The following is a 15,570-nucleotide window of genomic DNA, read 5'->3' on the forward strand; positions in this document are numbered from 1 at the left end:
GTGAGAACTCCTGGTACCCGGGTGTGTGATGCACACATTTCTCGGCCGGGCCCCCGCCTCGCGGGGGCCCGGCCGCTTCGCGTCCATGACCTGCTGCTTCGCCCGGAATACCGTTCAGGCGTGCGGGTACCGGTCGACGGAATGAGACTTTCCGCATGTGCGCACGCTCTCCTGTCGTCAAAAGCCGGTCCCACGGACCTTGCCGAATGGGTGGCCAGGACGGCGGCAAGGGGTGATCATGAGAGGACCAGAGCGCACTTCCCATGAGGAGGCACGGGTGGCCGAGACTCTGAAGAAGGGCAGCCGGGTGACCGGCGCCGCGCGCGACAAGCTCGCGGCAGACCTGAAGAAGAAGTACGACTCCGGTGCGAGCATCCGGGCACTGGCCGAGGAAACCGGCCGCTCGTATGGCTTCGTGCACCGGATGCTCAGCGAGTCGGGCGTCACGCTGCGTGGGCGTGGCGGGGCGACGCGCGGCAAGAAGGCGCAGTCGGCCTGAGGCCGGCCGGTCTTCGACTCCGATGACGGCGGCCACCCGGTCGGTCCTCCGGCCGGCCGGGTGGTTACTGTGCAGTCACTTACCGGCGCGTTCCGCGGGGACGCGTCGGCCGACCGCACCCATTCGGAGGCGTCATGACTTCGCTCGACCCTGTCCTCGACAAGGACGGCGTCCGGCTCGTCGTCGACGGTGAGACCGCGACGGTGACCTTGACCAACCCTGCCAAGCTCAACGCGCAGAGCCCGGCCCTGTGGCGGGCCCTGGCGGAGGCGGGCCGGGTGCTTCCGGGCGCCGTCCGGGTCGCCGTGCTCCGCGCGGAGGGCAAGTCCTTCTCCGCCGGGCTCGACCGGCAGGCGTTCACGCCGGAGGGCTTCCCCGGCGAGCCGTCCTTCCTGGACATGGCGCGCGGCGACGAGGCCGAGATGGACGCGATCATCGCCGGGTACCAGGAGGCATTCACCTGGTGGCGGCGGAGCGACGTCGTGTCGATCGCGGCCGTCCAGGGCCACGCCATCGGGGCCGGTTTCCAGCTCGCCCTCGCCTGCGACCTCCGGGTGGTCGCGGACGACGTCCAGTTCGCCATGCGGGAGACCAGCCTGGGCCTGGTGCCCGACCTCACCGGCACGCAGCCGTTGGTGGCGCTCGTGGGATACGCCCGTGCGCTCGAGATCTGTGCCACCGGACGGTTCGTGGGCGCGGAGGAGGCGGTGAGCAGCGGGCTCGCCAACCTTGCGGTCGAGCGGGAGGAGCTGGACGGGGCGGTGCGGGATCTGGCCGCGGCGTTGCTGGCGGCTCCGCGGTCCGCGGTGATCGAGACGAAGGCGTTGCTGCAGGGGGCGGCGGGGCGGACGTTCGACGAGCAGCGGGCCGCCGAACGGGCCGCGCAGGGCCGCCGTCTTCGCGACCTCGCGGGCCTGGGCGAGTAACGCCGCCGCCGTCGCCGCGGCGCGGGGCCACTTCCCCGCGCCGCGGTGCGGTCACGCGCGGCGCGCTCCGCGCCGGGTGCCTGCCGACGCCGCGGCGAGGTCGCGCGCACGGCACCGGCTGCGCGGTACGGAGGTCACCTGCGCACGGCACCGCCGGCGCCCACCCGTGCCGCCCCGGCGGTGCCGCGGGTTGGGGCCTCCGCCGAGACACGAACATGCCGTACCCGCGACGCCGCTCGCGCCGCAGGGTGGGCCTCCGGGGACGCGACGGCCCGCGGGGTGGGCGCGGTGTCAGGGGCCCGTCACGCGACCACGTGGCCGTTGAGGACCACTCGGCGGGGCGCGGCGAGGACGGCCACGTCCTCGCGCGGGTCGGTCTCGTAGACGACGAGGTCGGCCGGCGCGCCCTCGTCGAGGCCGGGCCGGCCCAGCCAGGAGCGGGCCGCCCAGGACGCCGCCCCCACCGCGTCGGCGGCCGGGATCCCCGCCCGCACCAGCTCGGCGACCTCCTCGGCCACCAGCCCGTGCGGCAGCGTCCCCCCGGCGTCCGTGCCGACGAACACCGGCACTCCCGCGTCCCACGCGGACCGCACCGTGTCGTGGCGGCGCTCGTGGAGCCGCCGCATGTGGGCGGACCAGCGGGGGAACTTCTGCTCCCCGCCCGCCGCCAGCTTCGGGAAGGTCGCGATGTTGACCAGCGTCGGCACGATGGCCACGCCCCGCTCGGCGAAGAGCGGGATGGTGTCCTCGGTGAGCCCGGTGGCGTGCTCGACGCAGTCGATGCCCGCCTCGACCAGGTCCCGCAGGGAGTTCTCGGCGAAGCAGTGGGCGGTGACCCGCGCCCCCAGCCGGTGCGCCTCGGCGATGGCGGCCTCGACGGCCCCGCGCGGCCAGCAGGGGGCGAGGTCGCCCTCGGCGCGGTCTATCCAGTCGCCGACCAGCTTCACCCAGCCGTCGCCGCGCCGCGCCTCCTGCGCGACGTACGCGACGAGGTCCTCCGGTTCGACCTCCCAGGCGAAGTTGCGGATGTACCGACGGGTGCGGGCGATGTGCCGCCCGGCGCGGATGATCCGCGGCAGGTCCTCCCGGTCGTCGATCCACCGGGTGTCGGCGGGCGAGCCGGCGTCGCGCAGCAGCAGCGCCCCGGCCTCCCGCTCGGTCAGCGCCTGCTTCTCCGAGACGTCGTCCGGTACGGCCCCGTCCGCGCCGAGCCCCACGTGGCAGTGGGCGTCGACCAGTCCGGGCAGGACCCATCCCTCGACGGTGCGGACGTCCCGGGCGCCGGCCGGGCGGTCGTGGGTGATCCGCCCGCCGACCACCCAGATCTCGTCCCGGACCTCCTCGGGCCCGACCAGCACCCTCCCCTTCACCCGCAGCACCGCGTGATCACTCATGCCACGCACCCTAGATCCCTCGCCCCGGCCGCGTCAGGAGGGCCGGCACAGCCTCGGGTTGGCGAGGTCGGCGCAGGGCCGCTGGCCGTACTCCCGGATGACGTCCTGGCCGACCTCCAGGGTCATGTACCGCAGGAACCCGGCGACCAGGGAGTCGGCCGGCGGCTGCCCGTAGGTGTAGGCGTACTCGGTGGCCCAGAACGGGTAGACGCCCCGGTCGGCGGCGTCGAGTTCGGCGGGGTGGCCGTCGATGCGGACCAGGCGGAGGCGGTCCGTCCGGGCGCCGGCGGCGTGGGCCTCCGCGTAGCCGAGACCGCCGGGGACGGCGGCCACCGTGTCCAGCGCCTCCTGGGTGGAGCCGCGTTCGCAGCGCAGCGCGGGGTGGTCGGGGCGGGCGACGCGGGCACGGCAGTCGTGCGAGGTGACGTTGGGTTCGGTGGCGCCGCCGAGCACGCGTTCCTCCAGGGCCCGGCGGCTGCCGGAGTTGGAGTAGCGTCCGACCAGGGCGATCGGCAGGTCGTTGCCGCCGACGTCGCTCCAGTTGCGGTACCGGCCGGCGTAGATCCGCCGGATCTGCTCCGGCGTCAGGTCCTGCACCCCCGCCGCCTTGTTGACGACCAGGGTGAACAGGGAGAACGACACGGGGCGGGGCAGGAGTTGCGGGTGGCCGTCGCCCTTCCGGCCGTCGGAGAAGGCGAGCATGGCCGGGCCGTCCTCGCCGGCCTCGCGGCCCGCCTCGTCGAGGGTGCGGACGCCTTCCTGGCTGCCGGTGGCCCGGATGTCGATCTCCACGTCCCCGGGGGCTTCGCGGCAGGCCTCGCGGTAGCTGGCGGCGGCCTTCTCCAGCACGGGGCGGAAGGCGGTGGACCCGACCACGGCGAGCTTCCCGGAGGCGCAGTCGACCGCGGCGGTGGAGTTGTCCTCGGACACGTAGTACAGCGCGACGATCAGCGAGGCCATCACGGTGATCAGCGCGACCACGCCGCGGGAGACGCGGGCCCGGTAGCGGGTGCGGGTGATCCGGCCGCCCTTGATCCGGCTCTCCATCACCGCGTCGGACTCGTCGCCGTCCCGCTCGGGGGCGTTGTCCCCGTCGAGTTCGTCGAGCACCACCAGCACCTTGTAGTGCTCGTTCGGGTTGAGCGGGACGCGGGGCAGCCGCAGCACGTCGGGGTCGGCACGCTCCGGGTCCCGGTTGAGCAGCGGGATGGCGTTGGTGGGCGAGCTGGGGCCGCGGCGCGTGGGGTCGAAGGCGCGCACGACGCGGCGGCGCGGGAAGCGGACGGACAGCCCGACGGGCTCGCTCTCCATGTAGTCGTCGACGTCGACGGGCACGGAGCCGTTGTTCTCGATCCGCACCAGCACCAGCGACGGGTGCCGGGCGCCGGCGAAGTCCTCGCCGAAGGCCCGCGTGTCCATCTGGATCCGGTAGCCGAGCCGCTTCCTGCCGATGAAGAAGAACTCGTACACGCCGGCCACCGTCGGGATGACGACGCCGAGCACGGTGAGAGTGATCTCCCAGGGGATCGTGTCCATGATGCGCACAAAGTACGGTCGGCCCGTCGTCCTGGGGAGTCCGGGAGGGACAGTGACCGGTGAAGTTCACCGGCCGTTGCCGGGGCGTTCGGCCGGGGTGCGGACCGCGTACGGCGACGAGCCGGAACCGGGCGGTCCGCGGCCTCCCGCGGGCACCGGTTACCCTCGGGGCGCACCACCCGTACCACCCGCACTCCCTCAGCGAAGAGAGCCCCACCGTGACCCATCCCTTCCTGGACCTGGCTCCGCTCGGTGCCGCCCGTTTCGCCGCCGTCGCGGACCGGGTGGCGCGGCTCCTCGGCACCACCGACGACGTCGTGATCACCCAGGGTGAGGCGCTGCTCCCGCTGGAGGGCGCGATCCGCGGGTGCGCGGGGCCGGGGACGGTGGCGCTGAACGTGATCACCGGTCCGTACGGGCAGACCTTCGGCGACTGGCTGCGGGACTGCGGCGCGACCGTGCACGACCTGGCGGTCCCCTTCCACACCGCGGTGACGGCCGGGCAGGTCCGGGAGGCGCTGGCCGAGCACCCGGAGATCGACTTCGTCTCCCTGGTGCACGCCGAGGCCGCCACCGGCAACACCAACCCGGTCGCGGAGATCGGCGAGGTGGTCCGCGAGCACGGCGCCCTGCTGTACCTGGACGCGGTGGCCTCCATCGGGGCCGAGCCGGTGCTGACGGACGAGTGGGGCGTCGACCTGTGCGTGATCGGCGCGCAGAAGGCGCTGGGCGGCCCGGCGGGCGTCTCGGCGGTGTCGGTGAGCGAGCGGGCGTGGGCCCGGATGGCCGCCAACCCGAAGGCGCCCCGCCACTCCTACCTGTCGCTCCTGGACTGGAAGGAGCGCTGGATCGACCGCGGCCGCACCGCCCTGCTGCACGCCCCGGCGCAGCTCGAGATGCTGGCGCTGGAGGCCTGCGTGGAGCGGGTCGAGCAGGAGGGGCTGGAGGCCCTGATGGGCCGGCACGCGGCGGCCGCCGCGGCGACCCGGGCCGGGGTACTGGCGCTGGGCGGGGGGCTGACGCCGTATGTCCACGACGCGCGGGACGCGGCGCCGGTGGCGACCACGCTGCGCACCCCGGAGGGCGTGGTGGCCTCCGACCTGGTGGCGCGGGCGCTGGCCGCGGACCCGGCGCTGCCGCTGGCGGCCGGGGGTGGCGCGCTGGCGGCGGAGATGATCCGGGTCAACCACTACGGCCGGGACGCCACGCCGGGTGCGGTCCAGGGCAGTCTCGCGGCGCTGGGGGCGGCGCTGGCGGAGCGCGGCGTGGAGGCCGACCTGGCGGGCGCGCTGCGGGCCGCCGCGGCCTCCTGGAGGTAGTCCGCTCCCGTACGGACCACGGCGCCCGGCCCGCGGCCCCGGCCGGGCGCCGCCGCGCCGATCCGCCCCGCTGCGGGAATGCGGTGGCCGGGTGCGCGTGTTGCCGCACCGAGTATCGTCGCGAGTTTTCAGGAGTGCCCCCGTGCGTGTGGAGATCTGGTCCGACATCGCCTGTCCCTGGTGTTACGTCGGCAAGGCCCGTTTCGAGAAGGCGCTGGCCGGGTTCGCGCACCGGGACGAGGTGGAGGTCGTGCACCGGTCGTTCGAGCTGGACCCCGGGCGGGCCAAGGGCGACGTGGAGCCCGTCCTCGGGCTGCTGGCGAAGAAGTACGGCATGACCGAGGAGCAGGCGCGGGCCGGTGAGGCCAACCTGGCGGCGCAGGCGGCCGGCGAGGGCCTGCCGTACCGGGCCGAGGGCCGCGACCACGGCGGCACCTTCGACCTGCACCGGCTGCTGCAGCTCGCCAAGGAGCGGGGACGCCAGGACGAGCTGCTGGACCTGTTCTACCGGGCCAACTTCGCCGAGGAGCGGTCCGTCTTCGCCGACGCGGACGAGTACCTGGTGGAGCTGGCCGTGCGGGCCGGGCTCGACGAGGACGAGGTGCGCACGGTGCTGGGCGACCCGGCGGCGTTCGCGGACGAGGTGCGGGCGGACGAGCGGGACGCGGCGGCCCTGGGGGCTACCGGGGTGCCGTTCTTCGTGATCGACCGGAAGTACGGGGTCTCCGGGGCGCAGCCGGCGGAGCTCTTCTCCCAGGCGCTGACCCAGGCCTGGGGCGAGCGGACCCCGCTGACGGTCCTCTCCGGCGGCGACGCCTGCGGCCCCGACGGCTGTGAGGTCCCGCGGCACCAGGAGGCGTGAAGCACCCGGCGGACGCCCGGCAGGGACACCCGGCGCGGACGCCCTGCGGGCCCACCCGGCGGGGACACCCGGCGCGGGGACCCGCCGGGCGGACGCCCTGTGGACGCGGGGCGGACGGGACGGGCATCGTGAGGCCATGCCGATCCTCGACAGCGTCGTCCCGTCCGAGTTCCGCCCGGAGAGCGTGTACCTGAACACCGCGGCGGTCGGCCTGCTCCCCGCCCGCAGCGTGCGGGCGGTCCGCGCCGCGCTGGACGACGGCGTGGCCGGTCGGCCCACCGACTCGTTCGGCCAGGTGGAGGAGGCCCGCGCGGCGTACGCCCGGATCATGGGGGTGTCCGCCGACCGGGTGGCGGTCGGCTCGTCGGTGGTCTCCTACAGCGCCCTGGTCGCGGCCTCGCTGCCCGCGGGGGCCGAGGTGCTCACCGCGGAGGGCGACTTCAGCTCGCTGGTCAATCCGTTCCACGTGCGCGGCGACCTCAGGGTGCGTTCCGTGCCGCTGGAGCGGATCCCCGGCGCGGTGGGCGCGGGGACCGCGATGGTCGTGGTCAGCGCCGTCCAGTCCGCCGACGGGCGGCTGGTCGACCTGCCCGGACTGCGCGCCGCGGCGGCCGCGCACGGCGCCCGGATCTGCCTCGACGTCTCCCAGGCCGCCGGCTGGCTCCCGCTGGACGCCGGCGCGTACGACTTCACCGTGACCGTCACGCACAAGTGGCTGTGCGGCATGTTCGGCCTGGCGTTCCTGACCGTGCCGGAGGACTTCGGCGGGCTGCTCCCGCTGTCGGCCGGCTGGGTGGCGGGCCAGGAACCGTGGGCGAGCTGCTACGGGCCGGTCACCGAACTCGCCCGCACCGCGCGGCGGTTCGACGAGCCGCAGAGCGTCGCCTGCGCCGCCGCCCCGCGGTCGCTGGCGCTGGTCGAGGAGCTGGGGGTGGAGGCGATCCACGCCCACGACCTGGCGCTGGCGGAGCGGTTCCGCGACGGGCTGGCGCGGCTGGGGCACGAGCCGGTGCCCTCCCCCGGGTCCGCGATCGTGTCGGTGCCGGGGCTGGGCGGACGGCAGCCCGAGCTGTCCGCGGCCGGGATCGAGGTCTCCGACCGTGCGGGCAGTCTGCGGGCCGCCTTCCACCTGCACAACGGCCCCGCGGACGTCGACCGTCTGCTCGACGTCCTGGCGCGCTGAGCGAAGGGGATGCCCAGCGCGCCGTGACGGTCGTCGGCGCGCCGTGAAACGGTCGTCAGCGCACCGGCGTGAAGTCGCGGGCCCCGAGGAAGTCGGGGCGCCGCACCGGCGCGGCGAACGGCTCGACGGCCGCGTTCTCCACGCTGTTGAACACGACGAAGACGTTGCTGCGCGGGAACGGCGTGATGTTGTCGCCGGACCCGTGCATGCAGTTGCAGTCGAACCAGGTCGCGGAGCCGGCCTTGCCCGTGAAGAGCTTGATGCCGTGCTGCCCGGCGAGGGCGGTGAGCGCCTCGTCGGACGGGGTGCCCGCGTCCTGCATCTGCAGCGACTTCTTGTAGTTGTCCTTCGGGGTGGCTCCGGCGCAGCCGAGGAAGGTCTTGTGCGACCCCGGCATGATCATCAGGCCGCCGTTGGTGTCGAAGTTCTCGGTGAGGGCGATCGACACCGACACGGTCCGCATGTTCGGCAGCCCGTCCTCGGCGTGCCAGGTCTCGAAGTCCGAGTGCCAGTAGAACCCGGAGGCCCCGAAGCCGGGCTTGACGTTGATCCGGGACTGGTGGACGTAGACGTCCGAGCCCAGGATCTGCCGGGCGCGGCCCACCACCCGTTCGTCGGCGACCAGGTTGGCGAAGAGCTCGCTGATCCGGTGGACCTCGAAGACCGACCGGATCTCCTGGGTCCGCGGCTCGACGATGGAGCGCTCGTCGGCCCGGATGTCCGGGTCGGCGACCAGGCGGTCCAGCTCGCGCCGGTAGACCTGGACCTCCTCCGGGGTGATCAGCTGGTCGACGGCCAGGAAGCCGTCCCGCTCGAAGGACGCGAGGTCCTGGGGCACGATCGGGCCGGGCGCGTCGGGGCTGCCCCAGACGACGGGGTCCTGGCGGGGCACCATCACCTCCTGCGCCCCGCGGGTGGGGTACAGGTCGGTGACGCCGTTGCCTGCGGGTGTGGTCGTCGCGGTGGACACGTGTCTCAGACCTCCTCGGTGATCAGGGGGTAGACGCCGTTCTCGTCGTGGTCCTCCCGTCCGGTCACGGGCGGGTTGAAGACGCAGATGCAGCGGAAGTCCGTCCTCGGCCGCATGGTGTGCTTCTCGTGGCCGTCGAGGAGGTACATGGTGCCGGGCGTGATCAGGTACTTCTCGCCGGTGGTCTCGTCGGTGAGCTCGGCCTCGCCCTCGGTGCAGACCACGGCCTCGATGTGGTTGGCGTACCACATGGTGGTCTCGGTGCCCGCGTAGAGGACCGTCTCGTGCACGGAGAAGCCGACGCCCTCCTTGGCGAGGACGATGCGCTTGCTCTCCCAGGTACCGGTGGCGGCCTTCACGTGCCGGTCGGTGCCCTCGATCTCCTTGAAGGATCGGACTATCACGGTGTTGTGCTCGCCTCTCTGGTGATCGTTCGTCGGCCGGGCGGGACGGCGGCGGCAGCAGCGCGCCTGTGCCTCACGCCGTTTCCCGCACGGCCCGGTCGAGGACGCGGAGGCCCTCGTCCAGCTCGTCGGGGGTGATCGTCAGCGCGGGGAGCAGCTTGACGACCTCGCCCTCCGGGCCGGAGGTCTCGATGAGCAGGCCGTGGTCGAAGGCGCGGCGCGCCACCCGGCCGGCCCGCTCCTTGTCGTGGAACTCCAGGCCCCACACCAGGCCGCGGCCGCGGTACTCCTTGACGTGGGGGCGGTTCTCGGCTGTGATCTGCGCCAGCGCCTGGTCGATCTGGAGGCCCCGGGCCAGGGTCTGCTTCTCCAGCGCGTCGCCCTCGGACCAGTAGGTCTCCAGGGCGGCGGTGGCGGTGACGAAGGCCGGGTTGTTGCCGCGGAAGGTGCCGTTGTGCTCGCCCGGCTCCCACACGTCCAGCTCGCCCTTGAACAGGCAGAGCGACATGGGCAGGCCGTAGCCGCTGATGGACTTGGAGACGGTGACGATGTCCGGGGTGATGCCGGCCTCCTCGAAGGAGAAGAAGGCGCCGGTGCGGCCGCAGCCCATCTGGATGTCGTCGACGATCAGCAGCATGTCCTGCCGCTCGCACAGCTCGGCGAGGGCGCGCAGCCACTCCGGGCGGGCGACGTTGATGCCGCCCTCGCCCTGCACGGTCTCCACGATCACCGCGGCCGGCTTGTTGAGGCCGGAGCCCTGGTCCTCGAGGAGCCGCTCGAACCACAGGAAGTCGGGGACCGTGCCGTCGAAGTAGTTGTCGAACGGCATCGGCGTGCCGTGCACCAGCGGGATGCCCGCGCCGGCCCGCTTGAAGGCGTTGCCGGTGACCGCGAGCGAGCCGAGGGACATGCCGTGGAAGGCGTTGGTGAAGGAGACGACGGACTCGCGGCCCTTCACCTTGCGGGCCAGCTTGAGCGCCGACTCCACGGCGTTGGTGCCGGTCGGGCCGGGGAACATGACCTTGTACGGCAGGTGGCGCGGCTGGAGCACCAGGCGGTGGAAGGTCTCCAGGAAGGCGCGTTTGGCCGTCGTCGACATGTCGAGGCCGTGGGTGACGCCGTCCCGCTCCAGGTAGTCGAGCAGGGCGCGCTTGAGGACCGGGTTGTTGTGGCCGTAGTTCAGGGAGCCGGCGCCCGCGAAGAAGTCGAGGTAGGCGCGGCCGTCCTCGTCGTACATGTGACTGCCCTGGGCGCGGTCGAAGACGGTGGGCCAGCCGCGGCAGTAGCTGCGGACCTCGGACTCCAGGGACTCGAAGACGGTCAGGTCGGGCTGGATGACGGTCACGACGTACAACTCCTCGGGAGATGTCGGAAGAAGGGAGGGTTCTCGGGCCGCTGGGGCACGGACGTTCCGGGGCGCGGTGGCTGCCTCCGGCGTCGGCTCACAACGGTGCGATGCGGTGCAGCACCTCGGGGGCGTGGGCCTCGCCCTCGGCGGGGAACTGGTCGCCCGCGAAGAGCACCTCGCGGGTCAGGTCGGCGCCGTGGCGGGCCGCGAAGGAGGCGAAGAGGCGCTCGGACGCCTGGTTGCCGGGCGTGATGGTGGTCTCGACGGTGTCCACGCCGAGCTCGCTCTCACGGTCGATCCGGGCCACCAGTTCGTCGAGCATCCGGCCGGCCAGGCCGTGCCCGCGGTACCGCTCGTCGACGGCCACCTGCCACACGAGGAGGACCCGGGGGTCCTCGGGGCGCAGGAAGCCGGTCACGAAGCCGGCCACCCTGCCGTCCTCGGAGCGGGCCACCGCGGAGGTGGAGGAGAAGTCGCGGCACCACAGCAGATAGCTGTAGGAAGAGTTGAGGTCGAGCGTCCGGGAGTCGCGGGCGATGCGCCAGAGGGAGGCGCCGTCGGCCACGTTCGGGCGGTCGACGCGGAATCCGTCACGGAATCCGCCGGTGAATTCGGAAGAGGTCGTCTGCGTCGTCGTCGGGGCTGCTTGTAGGGCAGTCATGCGAATTGAACTTACCCAGCGAGAATGAGAAATGCATTCCCGCGCGGGGTTACGTGTCCGGGCGCGCTGTGATATCACGCGGGCGCGGAGCCCGCCCCCCAGACCCGACAACTCGCGCGCTTTGTCCGGTAATTACCTCGCAAAACGGACGCCCTGTGAGCCTGATTACATTGGCGTAACACTCGGGAACGCCCGCGATCCACCCCCGTGATCTTCGCGGAATCTTGACGTTTGGCGAGCCGCGCCCTGGGCATGAGAGAAAGCGACGGAGAAAAGGGAACGGGCGGACCTTCAGCTATTCAATTCCCTTCCGCTCGCCTCGGTGTATTCCGCCGGGCGAATGCCTGAATTCCTCACCGGTGCGTGCTTTCCGGCCATCGCGGGTCACGTCCGCTCAGCCCGGCGACCCGGTCGGCCAACGGCGCGTCCTGCGGGACGGGGACCAGCGGACCGAAGACGGCGTCGCGCTCCTCGGCCGGCCCCTCGGCCGTCTCGACGAGGAAGGCGTGCGCGCTGCGGAGCGCGGCCGGGTCGGGGTGGTACTCCTGGCGGGTGGCCCGCGCCAGGTCCCAGCCGTGCACCACCAGTTCGTCGGTCGCGACGGCCTGGGCGACGGCGCCCGGCAGTTCGACTCCCCCGGCCCGGGTGGTCCCCTCCCGGGCGGACGGGTCGCGCCACGCCTCGGCCAGCTCGCCGAGCACGCGCGGCAGGCGGTCCCGCCAGCCGGGCCGCAGCTCGGGCAGGGCGCTGTCCGGCGAGGTGTCCGTGGTGGCGCCGAGGTCCTTGCGCGCGGCGTCCCGGAAGGCCACGGCCAGACCCTCCAGGTGGGCCAGCAGATGGCGGACGGCGTAGTCGGGGCAGGGCGTGGGGAGGTCCAGGGCGGCGTCGTCCACGCCTCCGGCCAGCCGGATCAGTTCGCGCGTCTGGGCGCCGAGGTCGGGCGGTGCGTCGGTCATCGGGAGCCTCCGTGGTGTGGGTGCGCCGCGCGGTGCGGTGTGCCCCGCTTACCGGTGGGGACCCCACGGGGCACGGAAACTCACCGGTCCCCCGGCGATCCCACCCGTCCGGCCCCGGTAAGGGAACGGTAAAAGCGTCCCGCTCGTTCTCCCTCACATGACCGCTATGACCCCTGGCTCGAACATTCCACTCAGCCCCGCCCGTGTGACGGTCGAGGTCGCCGCGCCGGTGCGGCTGGACGTCTCGGGCCTGATGCTCACCGCCGACGGCAAGGTGCGCTCGGACGACGACTTCATCTTCTACAACCAGCCGGCCGGTCCGGGCGTGACCTACCGCTCCGGCGGCGGGACGGCCCCGGACTCCGTCACGGTGGACACCGCCGCCGTTCCCCCGGCCATCGAGAAGATCGTGGTGACGGCCAGCCCCGACGCCCCCGGCCAGACCTTCCAGGGCGTCGAGCCCACCGCCACCCTGCGGGACGCCGCCGACGGCTCCGTCCTCGCCACCTTCACCCCGCCCGGCCTCGGCTCCGAGACCGCGCTGGTGGTGATGGAGGTCTACCGCCGCAACGGCACCTGGAAGGCCCGCGCGGTGGGGCAGGGGTACGCCGACGGACTGGCCGGCATCGCCACCGACTTCGGCGTCTCCGTGGAGGAGCCCGCCCCCGCCCCGGCGGCCCCGCCGCAGGCCGCCCCGGCCGCGCCCCCGGCGCCTCCGGCTCCCGCCGCGCCGCCGGTGGCGCCCGCGCAGCCCACGATCGCGGACCCGCGTGCCTTCGCCTCCACTCCCCCGGCAGCCCCCGCCCCGGCCGCCCCCGCCGCCCCGGCCCCGGGCAGCGGCAAGATCAACCTGGACAAGGGCCGCGTCTCCCTGCAGAAGAACCAGACGGTCTCCCTGGTCAAGGGCGGGCAGCCGGTCCTCTCGCAGGTGCGGATGGGTCTCGGCTGGGAGCCCGCCTACCGGGGCCGGGACATCGACCTGGACGCCTCGGTCATCGCCTACGGCCCGCAGCGCAACGTCGTCGACGCCTGCTACTTCGGCAAGCTGGCCATCCTGGGCGGCGCGATCAAGCACTCCGGCGACAACCTCACCGGTGAGGGCGGCGGGGACGACGAGGTGATCGCGGTCGACCTGGGCCGGCTGCCGCAGGAGGTCACCGGCCTGGTGTTCACGGTGAACTCCTTCACCGGCCAGAAGTTCACCGAGGTCGCCAAGGCCTACTGCCGCCTGCTGGACTCAGCGGGCAACGAGCTGGTCCGCTTCGACCTGACCGGCGCGGAGCCCAGGACGGGCGTGATGATGGCCAAGTTCATCCGCCAGTACTCCGGCGAGTGGGAGATGACGGCCATCGGCGAGTTCGTGAAGGCCCGCACCGTCCGCGACATGCTCAAGCCGGGCGCCCAGGCACTGTGACGCCGCCCGTGGGCTGAGGCCGGTGACCGCGGGACCCTGCCCCGGGCCCCGCGGTCACCGGTCACTCCTCCCAGGGCCAGTCGGCCCGGCCCGCCGCCTCCAGCAGCGGCACCATCCGGAAGGCGGCGTCGGTCAGGCCGCCGAAGGTGTGCCGGGTGGAGTTGCCGGAGTCGCCCTGTCCGGCGCGGTAGCCGGCCAGGTTCCACGTGTAGACGGGCACCCGGGACGGCACCTGCCGCAACGGCGAGCCGTGGCGGCTGGGCGCGTACTGCTCGTCGGTGACGATCAGCACCCGGTCGTGCCCCCGGTAGTGCGTGCGCACCGCCTCGGTGGTGTCGGTCCCGCCCAGGTCGTGGAACCGGTCCAGCACCTTGAGCACCGACTCCCCGGCCGTGAACGGCACCGCGCGGCTGCTGGTGCCGAACTCCACCAGGTCGGCGTCGGCGGCCCGCAGGGCGACCGCCGTGCCGAAGACCGCCGCCGCGTCGGCCCGGGTGAGCTCGGAGCGGTCGGAGACCCGGCCGTGGAACATCGAGCCGGACCGGTCGACCAGCACCAGCGTCCGCCCCGGCAGCGCCGGCACGTTGGCCAGCGAGTGACCGAGCGCCCGCTCCAGCGCGTACGCCCAGCGCAGCGACGGCGCGTTGCGGTACGCGGCCAGGTACCGGAAGGGGAACTGCCGTGAGCGGGCCACCTCGGCCGGGTCGGCGATCCGTCGCGCGACCTCGGCGGCCACCTCGTCGGACACGCCCGCCCGGTCGAAGTTGCGCAGGTTGCGCACCAGCGCCATCGGCCCCATGGACGGGATGACGGCCTCCCAGGCCTCCTTGTCCATCGGCCCCTGCAGCCAGCCCGCCAGCGCCTCCCAGGTGACCCCGGCTTCCGCCAGCCGCTCGGCGCCGCCGGGTCCGGTGACCACGGCCCGGCGTTCCGCCACGGGCAGCGCCATCAGCGCGCGGTGCTTCCGCAGCACGGGCAGCGACGCGGGCGGCTCGGCGCTCTTCGGGTGGTGCCGGCGGTCCAGGGCGTGGCGGAACAGGTCGCCCTGCCACGGCCGCTCCGGGTCCGGGGTGGCGTGCACCAGGTTGAGGACGTCGCCGAACCGGTAGCCCTTGGTTCCGGTGTCGTACTTCAGCAGCGCCGTGCCGGTCCACAGCCGCCGGACGGCGTCGGCGATGCCGCGCTTGACCGGCTTGGGCACGGCGCGCCCGTACACGGACGTCCAGTAGCCGAGCAGTTCGCCGGGCTCGTCCGGCCGGAGCAGCACGGAGGCGATCACCGCACGGTTGGCGGGGCCGTCCGTGGCCCCCGCGTCCAGGCGTGCCTTCACATACTCGGCGGCGGCGACCAGCGAGGCGGTGCGCATCCCGCCCTCGCCGCGCAGCCAGCCCAGCAGACCGGCCGTCCAGGCGGGGTCGGTCACGGCGAGCCGGCGCACCAGCCGGGCGAAGCGCTCGTCGCGGGCGGCGCCGGGCTCGTAGAAGGTCCTCTGGGACACGAAGTTGTCGACGGCGAGCAGGAAGAGCTCGGACCGCTCGTCCCGTTCGGCGCCGCGGCCGCCCTGGTGGGTGGCGAGCGGACGCCCGGTGGTGGCCACGGGCGAGGCGGGACGGGCCGCCGCGGGCGGCCTGGTGTTGAAGCGGGCCATGGTGCATTCCCCCCTAATTCCTGGGCGTTGGTCCGAAGGAGTCGGGGGAGGCGTGGCAAAGGGAGCGTGCCCGAGATCGAGGTCGGCCGCGGGCTGTGGGTCAGCTGCTCTAACCGTCTGAGCTACACCGGTCGTGCGACCGGTGGCGGGACTCGAACCCGCGACCCGCTGAAGTAGCCGCTGCCTGCGCACCGGGCACGCACCGTCCGCCACGCCTCCCGAGATCAGGGTCGGCAGCGGCACGGGATCCAGGAAAGGGAAGTAGCCGCGGCCTGCGCACCGGGAGGTGCGGATGACGCTTGTGTCCAGAGATCACATCGGCGGAACCGTGTTGGTGCTCTGCCAACTGAGCTACACCGACCCGAAGTCGATGACGGGACTCGAACCCGCGACCGCCCCATTATGAGTGGAAGTAGGTCCTGCCTGTCGCACCTGGACGAGCATGACTCT

The 15,570-nt window shown here is 73.4% G+C and carries 14 protein-coding genes and 1 tRNA gene; 6 read left to right on the forward strand and 9 right to left on the reverse strand.

The window, feature by feature from the left end; genetic code table 11:
- Window positions 1-277: 277 nt before the first annotated feature.
- Window positions 278-499 carry a helix-turn-helix domain-containing protein gene (locus ABZ836_RS19140; RefSeq protein ID WP_030578326.1) on the forward strand — a complete coding sequence of 74 codons (222 nt, stop codon included), beginning with the start codon at window positions 278-280 and terminating at the stop codon, window positions 497-499.
- A 134-nt stretch (window positions 500-633) separates the two neighbouring features.
- Window positions 634-1,425, forward strand: coding sequence for an enoyl-CoA hydratase/isomerase family protein (locus tag ABZ836_RS19145; protein ID WP_356138290.1), 792 nt, complete (start codon window positions 634-636; stop codon window positions 1,423-1,425).
- A gap of 302 nt (window positions 1,426-1,727) precedes the next feature.
- Here ABZ836_RS19145 and ABZ836_RS19150 read toward each other — a convergent pair whose 3' ends face one another.
- Both ABZ836_RS19150 and ABZ836_RS19155 read right to left on the reverse strand, forming a co-directional pair.
- Window positions 1,728-2,819, reverse strand: a complete 1,092-nt coding sequence (locus ABZ836_RS19150; RefSeq protein ID WP_361143657.1) for an amidohydrolase family protein — start codon at window positions 2,817-2,819, stop codon at window positions 1,728-1,730.
- Window positions 2,820-2,852: 33 nt separating this feature from the next.
- Window positions 2,853-4,355, reverse strand: a complete 1,503-nt coding sequence (locus tag ABZ836_RS19155) for a substrate-binding domain-containing protein (protein ID WP_361143660.1) — start codon at window positions 4,353-4,355, stop codon at window positions 2,853-2,855.
- 218 nt (window positions 4,356-4,573) lie between these two features.
- On the opposite strand from ABZ836_RS19155, the gene ABZ836_RS19160 reads away from it, so the two are divergent.
- From ABZ836_RS19160 to ABZ836_RS19170, 3 genes are all read left to right on the forward strand, one after another.
- Window positions 4,574-5,674, forward strand: a complete 1,101-nt coding sequence (locus ABZ836_RS19160; RefSeq protein ID WP_361143662.1) for an aminotransferase class V-fold PLP-dependent enzyme — start codon at window positions 4,574-4,576, stop codon at window positions 5,672-5,674.
- A 142-nt stretch (window positions 5,675-5,816) separates the two neighbouring features.
- Window positions 5,817-6,536, forward strand: a complete 720-nt coding sequence (locus ABZ836_RS19165) for a DsbA family oxidoreductase (protein ID WP_356131102.1) — start codon at window positions 5,817-5,819, stop codon at window positions 6,534-6,536.
- 136 nt (window positions 6,537-6,672) lie between these two features.
- Window positions 6,673-7,719 (forward strand): aminotransferase class V-fold PLP-dependent enzyme, encoded by a 1,047-nt coding sequence (locus ABZ836_RS19170; RefSeq protein ID WP_361143665.1) that lies wholly within the window; start codon window positions 6,673-6,675, stop codon window positions 7,717-7,719.
- 55 nt (window positions 7,720-7,774) lie between these two features.
- On the opposite strand, the gene thpD is transcribed toward ABZ836_RS19170, so the two are convergent.
- The 5 genes from thpD to ABZ836_RS19195 all read right to left on the reverse strand — a co-directional run bounded on the left by thpD (window position 7,775) and on the right by ABZ836_RS19195 (window position 12,058).
- Window positions 7,775-8,614 carry an ectoine hydroxylase gene (thpD, locus tag ABZ836_RS19175; protein WP_356131132.1) on the reverse strand — a complete coding sequence of 280 codons (840 nt, stop codon included), beginning with the start codon at window positions 8,612-8,614 and terminating at the stop codon, window positions 7,775-7,777.
- 80 nt (window positions 8,615-8,694) lie between these two features.
- Window positions 8,695-9,093: an ectoine synthase gene (locus tag ABZ836_RS19180; RefSeq protein WP_356131098.1), complete on the reverse strand. Its 399-nt coding sequence runs from the start codon at window positions 9,091-9,093 to the stop codon at window positions 8,695-8,697.
- A 73-nt stretch (window positions 9,094-9,166) separates the two neighbouring features.
- Window positions 9,167-10,438: a diaminobutyrate--2-oxoglutarate transaminase gene (gene ectB, locus ABZ836_RS19185; protein ID WP_356131096.1), complete on the reverse strand. Its 1,272-nt coding sequence runs from the start codon at window positions 10,436-10,438 to the stop codon at window positions 9,167-9,169.
- 97 nt (window positions 10,439-10,535) lie between these two features.
- The gene (gene ectA, locus ABZ836_RS19190) at window positions 10,536-11,102 is read right to left on the reverse strand and encodes a diaminobutyrate acetyltransferase (protein WP_356131095.1); all 567 of its coding nucleotides are present in this window, start codon (window positions 11,100-11,102) and stop codon (window positions 10,536-10,538) included.
- Window positions 11,103-11,455: 353 nt separating this feature from the next.
- The gene (locus tag ABZ836_RS19195) at window positions 11,456-12,058 is read right to left on the reverse strand and encodes a TIGR03086 family metal-binding protein (RefSeq protein WP_356131094.1); all 603 of its coding nucleotides are present in this window, start codon (window positions 12,056-12,058) and stop codon (window positions 11,456-11,458) included.
- 166 nt (window positions 12,059-12,224) lie between these two features.
- On the opposite strand from ABZ836_RS19195, the gene ABZ836_RS19200 reads away from it, so the two are divergent.
- The gene (locus ABZ836_RS19200; protein WP_356131092.1) at window positions 12,225-13,472 is read left to right on the forward strand and encodes a TerD family protein; all 1,248 of its coding nucleotides are present in this window, start codon (window positions 12,225-12,227) and stop codon (window positions 13,470-13,472) included.
- 61 nt (window positions 13,473-13,533) lie between these two features.
- Here the strand turns inward: ABZ836_RS19200 and ABZ836_RS19205 are convergent, their stop codons facing one another.
- On the reverse strand, window positions 13,534-15,120 hold the full coding sequence (locus ABZ836_RS19205) for a TROVE domain-containing protein (RefSeq protein WP_361143671.1): 1,587 nt from the start codon (window positions 15,118-15,120) through the stop codon (window positions 13,534-13,536).
- A 364-nt stretch (window positions 15,121-15,484) separates the two neighbouring features.
- Window positions 15,485-15,568: transfer RNA gene (locus ABZ836_RS19210), tRNA-Met, on the reverse strand.
- Window positions 15,569-15,570: the final 2 nt, after the last annotated feature.

It is taken from the genome of Streptomyces sp. NPDC047130, assembly GCF_040643475.1.
Classification (GTDB): domain Bacteria; phylum Actinomycetota; class Actinomycetes; order Streptomycetales; family Streptomycetaceae; genus Streptomyces.